Here is a 602-nt window from a genome sequence, read left to right as displayed (position 1 = left end):
TTCAAAGCCGTGGCGCGCCAGCACCGGCACGTGTGCCGCGGCGGGCTCTTCGCCCTCCGTCGGCTGCACGTGGACGACGACATAAGAATCGGAGTCGTAAAGCATGTGCATGGCGGGCCCTGTGAGGATGTCGATTGCATTCATGCTGCCTACATGGCAATCAACGCGCCAGTTTCAAGAACGGCCGTCCTTCTGTAGGCGCAGGCCGGGCTCTTTTGTGCATTTTTCAGCCCGGCGCGCTTGATCCGCGCACTTGGAGGTCGACGAAGTCGCCGTTGGTCAGGGTCTGCTTGACGCGCACCGGCAGGTAGCCGAGTTCGGGCGCGACCCAGAGTTCGATCTTGTCGTCGAAGGGCTGGCGCGGGTTGCGCGTGAGCCTGCGCGCGGCGAATTCCCCGGCCGGCAGGTTCAGTCTTTCCTCGCCTTCGACATTGAAGGTCCAGATATGGCCGTCGCTCGGGCCGACCGTCTGGACGGCAATGATGGCGCCCGGGGGATAACGGGCCGGGTCGCCCGCCAGCAGCGCGCCCAGCTGCATGACGACGCTCAGCCGGTCCGGCGCCCCGGGCAGGAGCGGCACGCTCGGCGAATTGTTGCTGAAC

General features: G+C 65.6%; 2 protein-coding genes. Both read right to left on the bottom strand.

The features are described 5' to 3' along the window. Positions 1-105 (bottom strand): DUF3567 family protein (locus AC1DTN_RS38460; protein ID WP_477925452.1); only part of this gene is annotated, 105 nt, incomplete at its 3' end. A gap of 121 nt (positions 106-226) precedes the next feature. Beyond that, positions 227-602: DUF3108 domain-containing protein (locus AC1DTN_RS38455; protein WP_477925450.1), on the bottom strand; the 376-nt coding region annotated here is incomplete at its 5' end.

The organism is Rhizobium sp. 01T444 (assembly GCF_056398305.1).
This window is presented reverse-complemented; position numbering and strand designations above follow the sequence as displayed.